This is a genomic window from Helicobacter cetorum, assembly GCF_900198405.1.
GTDB lineage: Bacteria > Campylobacterota > Campylobacteria > Campylobacterales > Helicobacteraceae > Helicobacter > Helicobacter cetorum_C.
This window is the reverse complement of sequence record NZ_FZMR01000010.1, coordinates 56975-64581: the sequence shown is the minus strand read 5'-3', so window position 1 is coordinate 64581 and position 7607 is coordinate 56975. Positions and strand designations below refer to the sequence as shown.

The following is a 7607-nucleotide window of genomic DNA, read 5'->3' as shown; positions in this document are numbered from 1 at the left end:
AGGGGGTTAAGGGGGGTATTGTCGCAAAATACCCCCTATCCCCTTAAGAGAATAAGATTTTTTAAAGAAATAAAAGAAAAAGCAAAAAAATGAAATCTAAAAAACAAATTTCTTAAAAAATAAAAGAATTTAAAAACAAAACCTTAAACTATAAACTAAACAACGATTTAATGAATGCTAGAATTAGGGTTTAAGGCTTATTTTAAAAAAACTTGTTTTAATAGAGCTTTTTATATAATAAAGGGGCAATAATGAATAGCTCCCTTTGATAAAAGGATAAAAATGGAATTAGAACAATTACAACGATTGCAAAACATTGAACGCATTGTGCTTTCAGGCATTGTGTTCGCTAATGATAAGATTCAAGAAGTCCATAGCATTTTAGAGCCTAGCGATTTTTACTATCCGCCTAATGGCTTGTTTTTTGAAATCGCTTTAAAACTCTATGAAGAAAGATACCCTATTGATGAGAATTTTATCCGCCAAAAAATGCCAAGCGATAAGCAAATCAGCGAAGAAGATTTGCTCGCTATTTTTGCCGCAAGTCCTATGGATAATATTGAAGCTTGTGTAGAAGAGATTAAAAACGCTTCCATTAAACGCAAGCTTTTTAGTTTGGCTAATACGATTAGAGAAAAATCCTTAGAAAGCCAAGAAAAATCTAGTGATATTCTAAGTGCTGTGGAGCAAGAAATCTATGCTTTATTAAATGGTAGCACCATAGATGGTTTTAGGGATATTAAAGAAGTGCTTAGTAGCACCATGAAAATGATTACAGAAAACATGGAAAAAGGGAGCTTAGAAGTTACAGGTGTGCCGACTGGGTTTGCCCAACTAGATAGCTATACCACCGGATTTAATAAGGGGAATTTAGTTATTATTGGGGGGAGACCTGCTATGGGTAAAACCAGCTTGATGATGAACATGGTTTTAGCCGCACTCAATGATGATAAGGGGGTAGCGGTTTTTAGCTTGGAAATGGATGCAGAACAACTAGCTTTAAGGGCGTTATCGGATTTAACTTCTATCAATATGCATGATTTAGAAAGCGGAAGACTTGATGATAAAGAATGGGAGATTTTAGCCAAATGCTTTGATGATTTTTCTCAAAAAAAACTCTACTTCTATGATAAAAGTTATGTAAGAATAGAGCAAATCCGCTTGCAACTGAGAAAGCTTAAAGCCCAGCATAAGGACTTAGAAATTGCCTTTATTGACTACTTGCAACTGATGTCAGGGAGCAAGGCTAAAATAAATAGAGAACGCCATGAGCAAGTCGCTGAGATTTCAAGGGAGCTTAAAACTCTCGCTAGGGAATTAGGAATTTCTATTGTAGCGTTAGTGCAACTTAATCGTGCTTTAGAGAATAGAGATGATAAACGACCCATACTTTCGGATATTAAAGATAGTGGGGGGATTGAACAAGACGCTGATATAGTCCTATTTGTGTATAGGGATTATTGGTATAGGATTCAAGCTGAAAACAATAAAATAGACAAACTCAAAAGAGAAGGCAAGATTGAAGAAGCAGAGACTTTGCGTTTAAAAGTTGATGAAGAAAGGCGTCTTCACAAACAAAATGGCTCTATAGAAGATGCCGAAATCATTGTGGCTAAAAACAGAAATGGGGCTACAGGCACGGTTTATACACGCTATAACGCTCCGCTCACTCGCTATGAAGACATCTCTGTAGATACCACTCATTTAGAAGAGCAAGAAACCAAACTAAACATCATGCCCATTTGAAAAACACATCTTTTAAGGGGGCGTTTGATTTGCTAGAAACCCCCAAAGAATACTTAGTATGTTTTGTCATTTTAGGCTTGTTGTTTGTTTTTAATCTCTATTTAGAATATTCTCATTACAAAAAACTTGATTTTTCAAAGCCTATGAGTTTTAATGCCCAAATTTTATTGCAATACCCTAAAGTCAAAAATCAAAAATCCTATTTTGTCTTAAAGCTTAAAACCACTCAAGGTCATATTTTTTACACCACTACAAAAGAGCCTTTAAAAAACCTTCAATACCGCTACGCACAATTTTTTGGCAAAATAATGTCTTGTAATTTTTTGCAATCTTTAAAATCATGTTATTTTCACACCTATTCTTTTTCTTTATTGCATAAAAAAGATTTTAAAATGCGTTTGCGTGAGTTTTTAAACCATACGCATCAAAACGCCTTAATGCGTAATTTATATGGGGCGTTATTTTTGGGCGATAGTCTCAATAAAGATTTAAGAGATAGGGCTAATTCTTTAGGCATTAACCACTTACTAGCTATTAGTGGGTTTCATTTAGGTATTTTGAGTGCCACACTTTATTTTCTTTTTTCTCTCATTTATAAGCCCTTGCAAAATCGCTATTTTCCTTACAGAAACGCTTTTTTTGATGTAGGGGTTTTAGTGTGGGTTTTTATGCTAGGTTATTTGGTTTTATTAGATTTTTTGCCATCTTTTTTTAGGGCGTTTTTAATGGGCTTGTTAGGGTTTTTAACATGCTTTTTTGGCATAAGACTACTAAGTTTCAAGCTTCTAATCTTAGCGTGCTTAATAGCCATTACTTTACTCCCTAAATTACTTTTTAGCATAGGATTTTTGCTTTCTGTTAGTGGGGTGTGGTATATCTTTTTGTTTTTAAAGCATGCGAAAACTTTTTTTAAAAACCATTCTTTTTTAATGCGATTTATTCAAGCCATAAGTTTAAGCGTTTTGGTGTTTTTTAACATGCTTATTATTGTGCATGCCTTTTTCCCTATGTTTTCATTTTATCAACTATTTAGCATTCCTTTAGGCTTTGTTTTTGTGGTGTTTTTTCCTTTAAGCTTGTTCTTGCATATAGTCAATTTGGGGTCTCTATTAGATAATTTTTTAAGCACGCCTTTAGAAATTCCCACTATCTCAATTTATTCACCTTTATGGCTCTTAGGGGTGCATTTAGGCTTAACGCTTTTTAGTGTCCGCTTTTTTAAAGCCTATTTAAGCATGAATATTTTAAGCGTTGGCTTTTTCTTGTATTGTTGCTATCAATATATTATAATGCCTAGTTTAATTGTAGGGAATTAAGGGCTTAAAAAGCCATTTTTATTAGGAATTAAATCATTGATTAAAAAAATCACGCATAAAATCAAAGCCTTAAGTGAATTAGTCGCTCTAGAACACACGATATTTTCTAGCATGTTTTTATTTATGGCTATGGTTGTTAGCTCGTATCAAAAAAATCAAACGCTCTTTTTTGGTATAGAGATTTTAATCCTTTGCTCTTTAGCCTTATTGAGTGCAAGAAACTTTGCTATGGGGTTTAACCGCTTAGTAGATAGAGATATTGACAAAGATAATCCAAGAACCAAAAATCGCCCCAGTGTTGATGGCAGAATTAGTGTTAAAAGCATGGTTATTTTTAGTTTTTTTAACGCTCTTTTGTTTGTGATGGTGAGTTATTGTATCAATTCTTTAGCCTTTAAACTCTCTTTACCCTTTTTAGTGATTTTAGGGGGGTATTCGTATTTTAAACGCTTTTCTAGTTTGGCTCATTTTATCGTGGGTTTAGCACTAGGACTAGCCCCCATTGCTGGAAGTGTAGCCATTTTAGGAGCTATTCCTTTATGGAATGTTTTTTTAGCTTTAGGGGTTATGCTATGGGTGGCTGGATTTGATTTGTTGTATTCTTTACAAGATATGGAGTTTGACAAAAAAAGGGGCTTACATTCCATTCCAAGCAAATTGGGCGAAAAATGGTGCTTAAACCTTTCAAGACTCTCACACATTCTAGCTCTAATATGCTGGCTAGGTTTTGTGAAATTCTATGATGGGGGGATTTTTGCGTATTTGGGCTTAGGGGTTTCAGCCCTAATTTTGCTATACGAACAAATCTTAGTAACTAGAGATTATAAAAACATTCCTAAAGCCTTTTTTGTGAGTAATGGCTATTTGGGGGTTATCTTTTTTATCTTCATTGTTCTTGATGTGGGATTAAAACATGCATAACTTAGTTTTAAAATCTCAAGCCTTAGGGTTTCAAACCCGCCTAGTTCAATGCGATTTAACACTCTCTTATGAAAAGTTTATTCCACAAAGCAAACGCTCTGTAGCGATTTTAGAAGAATTTGAATTATTTAATTCTAGCTTTGATTTTTCACGCCTAAATGTTGAGAATGATACTTTAGAATTACTCAAAGCGATGTATTCTAAGCTAGAAAGACTAGAGAGCTTGCTTTTAAAAGAAAATTTGCTTGAATTAGAGCAAAGTAACCCTATTGTAGCCTTAGGGCATGGGCTAGTTTGTATGAAAAAAAATTGCTTTATAACGCAAGAAACTTACTATGGGCGTTGTTTGCTAGAAGCAAAAATACTAGCCTTTTTTGGTATAGCTAAAGATGAAAGTTTTTTAGAAATCACTCGCATGCATGCCTTAGATATTAGGCGTTATGATGCTTTTATTGTTAATAGTGAAAGAAAGGGATTAAAATTATGAATAGGAGTGATGATGTTATCTTCTAACGATTTGTTTATGATAGTTTTAGGGGCTATTTTACTCGTTTTAGTGTGCTTAGTAGGGTATCTGTATTTTAAAGAAAAAGAGTTTTATCATAAAATGAGACGCTTAGAAAAAACCTTAGATGAATCCTACCAAGAAAATTATGTCCATTCTAAGCGTTTGAAGGAATTAGAAGGGCGATTAGAAGGCATTGCTTTAGATAAAAACACTAAAGATGATGGTTCATTAAGAACGACTTTATCACATCTTTATAGTCAATTGCAAGAAATCCAAAAGTCTATGGATAAAGAGCGAGATTATTTAGAAGAAAAAATCATTATTTTAGAAAATAAATTTAAAGACATGGGGCATTATGTGGGAAGCGATGAAATCAATGAAAAACAAGTTTTAAAAATGTATCAAGAAGGCTATAGCGTAGGCTCTATTTCTAAAGAGTTTAAAGTGAGTAAGGGCGAAATTGAATTTATACTGAATATGGCGGGGTTAAAATAGTGGCTTTAAGCAACACTCTTTCAAGGGTTTTTGGCTCTTTTGCTTGTTATGAGTTTCCATCTTTTATTCAAAAACAAATCAATGCCCTTTATGTCAGAATCTTTAAAATTGATTTGAGTGAGTTTGAGCCTTTAGAAAATTATAAGAGCTTGAACGCTCTTTTCACTCGCTCTTTAAAAAAAGAACGCTTTTTTGATAAAACGCCCCATACACTCATTGCACCTTGTGATGCCTTAATCACTGAATGCAAAGCTTTAGAAAACAATCAAGCCTTACAAATTAAGGGCATGCCCTATTATGCGAATGAACTAGTCGGCGAGATTAATCCTATAAGCCCTTCCTTTTTCTATATGAATTTTTATCTCTCGCCTAAGGATTACCACCACTACCACGCCCCTTGTGATTTAGAAATTTTAGAAGCCCGTTATTTTGCTGGCAAATTACTACCAGTCAATATGCCTTCGCTATATAAAAACAAGAATTTATTTGTCGGCAATGAACGAGTGGTGCTTGTTACAAGAGATGTTAAGGGTAATAGGTTGTTTTTTGTAGCCGTGGGGGCGTTGAATGTGGGTAAAATGCGTTTTAATTTTGATAAAAATATTCAAACCAACGCTAAAACTAATTTCACACAAACTTACGCTTACACCCCCCCTATTAAGGTTAAAAAGGGGGAGAATTTAGGAAATTTTGAAATGGGTTCTACGATAGTCATCTTTGCTCAAAACATAGCCTTTAAAGAGCTAAAAGAACAATGTGTGAAGTTTGGAGAAAATATAGGGGAATTTAATGCAGACTAAAAAAGATTTAAAAGCTTCTATTTTAGAACTATTGAATGATTTAGACGCTCTAATAATCGCTCATTTTTATCAAAAAGATGAGATTGTAGAGTTAGCCCATCATGTGGGCGATAGCTTAGAGTTAGCTAAAAAGGCAAGTAAAAGCGATAAAAGTCTCATTGTGTTTTGTGGGGTGCATTTTATGGGCGAAAGCGTGAAAGCCCTAGCCCCTGAAAAACAAGTGATTATGCCAAAACTCTCATGCTGTTCTATGGCTAGAATGATAGATAGCCACTACTATAATAAAAGCATAGATTTATTAAGAGAGTATGGTATTAAGGAATTTTATCCTATCACTTATATTAATTCTAGTGCTGAAGTCAAAGCTAAAGTCGCACAGGATAATGGCGTGGTATGCACGAGCAGAAACGCCCCTAAAATCTTTGATTACGCCCTAAAACAGAATAAAAAAATCTTTTTTCTACCTGATAGGTGTTTGGGCGAAAATTTAGCCCTTGAAAATGGCTTAAAGAGTGCGATTTTAGGCGTGAATAGTAAAGAAGAAATAAAAAACGCTGATGTCATTTGTTATAACGGCTTTTGTTCGGTGCATCAACTCTTCAAACTAGAAGATATAGAGTTTTATCGCCAAAAATACCCAGATATTTTAATCGCTGTCCATCCAGAATGTGAGTCTAGCGTGGTTCAAAACGCTGATTTTAGCGGTTCTACAAGTCAAATCATAGAATTTGTAGAAAATCTAAGCCTAAATCAAAAAGTAGCCATAGGCACTGAAAGCAATTTAGTCAATCGCCTAAAAGCCAAACGCAATAACCAAAACACCTTTATTCTCTCTAGCACGCTCGCCCTTTGTCCTACCATGAATGAAACAACCTTAGAAGATGTGTTTGAAGTATTAAAAGCCTATAAAAACCATAGAGCTATCAACACCATTGAATTAAAAGATGAAGTAGCGTATTATGCCAAAATCGCTTTAACTAAGATGATGGAGTTATCATAATGAATATCAAAGCCTTTTTAGAACATGCCTTAAAAGAAGATTTAGGGCATGGGGACTTGTTTGAGAGAGTATTAGAAAAAGATTTTCAAGCCACAGCTTTTATTAGAGCTAAAGAAAATGGGGTTTTTTCAGGCGAAAAATACGCCTTAGAGTTATTAAAAATGACAGGCATTGAGTGCGTTAAAAGTATTAAAGACAAAGAGTGTTTTAAGCCCAAAGACACTTTAATGGAGATTAGGGGGGATTTTAGCATGCTTTTAAAGATTGAACGCACCCTTTTAAATATTTTGCAACATAGTAGCGGAATCGCTACTCTAACAAGGCGTTTTGTAGAAGCTCTAAATTCTAAAAAAGTGCGTTTGTTAGACACAAGAAAAACAAGACCCCTTTTAAGAGTGTTTGAAAAATATTCGGTGCTAAATGGGGGGGCAAGTAACCACCGCTTAGGTTTAGATGACGCTTTAATGCTAAAAGACACGCATTTAAAACATGTGAAAAATTTAAAAAGCTTTTTAGAACATGCCAAAAAGAGTTTGCCCTTTACGGCTAAGATTGAAATTGAATGCGAGAGCTTTGAAGAAGCCAAAAACGCTATGAGTGCGGGAGCGGATATTGTGATGTGCGATAACATGACAACCGAACAAACCAAAGAAATTGTGGCTTATAGAAACGCACATTACCCCTTTGTATTATTAGAAGCAAGCGGTAATATCTCACTAGATACAATCCATTCATACGCTGAAAGTGGGGTGGATGCTATTAGTGTGGGGGCGTTAATCCACCAAGCTACTTTTATTGATATACATATGAAAATGTCCTAA

The 7607-nt window shown here is 34.5% G+C and carries 8 protein-coding genes; all 8 read left to right on the top strand.

Annotation, left to right across the window (positions count from 1 at the left end):
• The first annotated feature begins 282 nt into the window (after positions 1-282).
• From C6H25_RS04130 to nadC, 8 genes are read left to right on the top strand one after another with little or no spacing between them, the layout of a single operon-like run.
• Positions 283-1746, top strand: coding sequence for a replicative DNA helicase (locus C6H25_RS04130; protein ID WP_104748197.1), 1464 nt, complete (start codon positions 283-285; stop codon positions 1744-1746).
• Positions 1743-3062: a ComEC/Rec2 family competence protein gene (locus C6H25_RS04125; protein WP_104748196.1), complete on the top strand. Its 1320-nt coding sequence runs from the start codon at positions 1743-1745 to the stop codon at positions 3060-3062. Before C6H25_RS04130 ends, C6H25_RS04125 begins: the two co-directional genes overlap by 4 nt.
• A 60-nt stretch (positions 3063-3122) precedes the next feature.
• Positions 3123-3983 carry a menaquinone biosynthesis prenyltransferase MqnP gene (mqnP, locus tag C6H25_RS04120; protein WP_233707324.1) on the top strand — a complete coding sequence of 287 codons (861 nt, stop codon included), beginning with the start codon at positions 3123-3125 and terminating at the stop codon, positions 3981-3983.
• Entirely contained in the window at positions 3976-4470 is a 495-nt protein-coding gene (locus C6H25_RS04115; protein WP_104748194.1) for a hypothetical protein, read from the top strand. Before mqnP ends, C6H25_RS04115 begins: the two co-directional genes overlap by 8 nt.
• A gap of 12 nt (positions 4471-4482) precedes the next feature.
• On the top strand, positions 4483-4986 hold the full coding sequence (locus C6H25_RS04110; protein ID WP_104748193.1) for a helix-turn-helix domain-containing protein: 504 nt from the start codon (positions 4483-4485) through the stop codon (positions 4984-4986).
• Positions 4983-5786 carry a phosphatidylserine decarboxylase gene (locus C6H25_RS04105; RefSeq protein ID WP_104748192.1) on the top strand — a complete coding sequence of 268 codons (804 nt, stop codon included), beginning with the start codon at positions 4983-4985 and terminating at the stop codon, positions 5784-5786. The genes C6H25_RS04110 and C6H25_RS04105 overlap by 4 nt, the downstream gene beginning before the upstream one ends.
• Positions 5776-6786, top strand: a complete 1011-nt coding sequence (gene nadA / locus C6H25_RS04100) for a quinolinate synthase NadA (protein WP_104748191.1) — start codon at positions 5776-5778, stop codon at positions 6784-6786. The genes C6H25_RS04105 and nadA overlap by 11 nt, the downstream gene beginning before the upstream one ends.
• A complete protein-coding gene (nadC, locus tag C6H25_RS04095) occupies positions 6786-7607 on the top strand; it encodes a carboxylating nicotinate-nucleotide diphosphorylase (RefSeq protein ID WP_104748190.1) in 822 nt (273 codons plus the stop codon). Before nadA ends, nadC begins: the two co-directional genes overlap by 1 nt.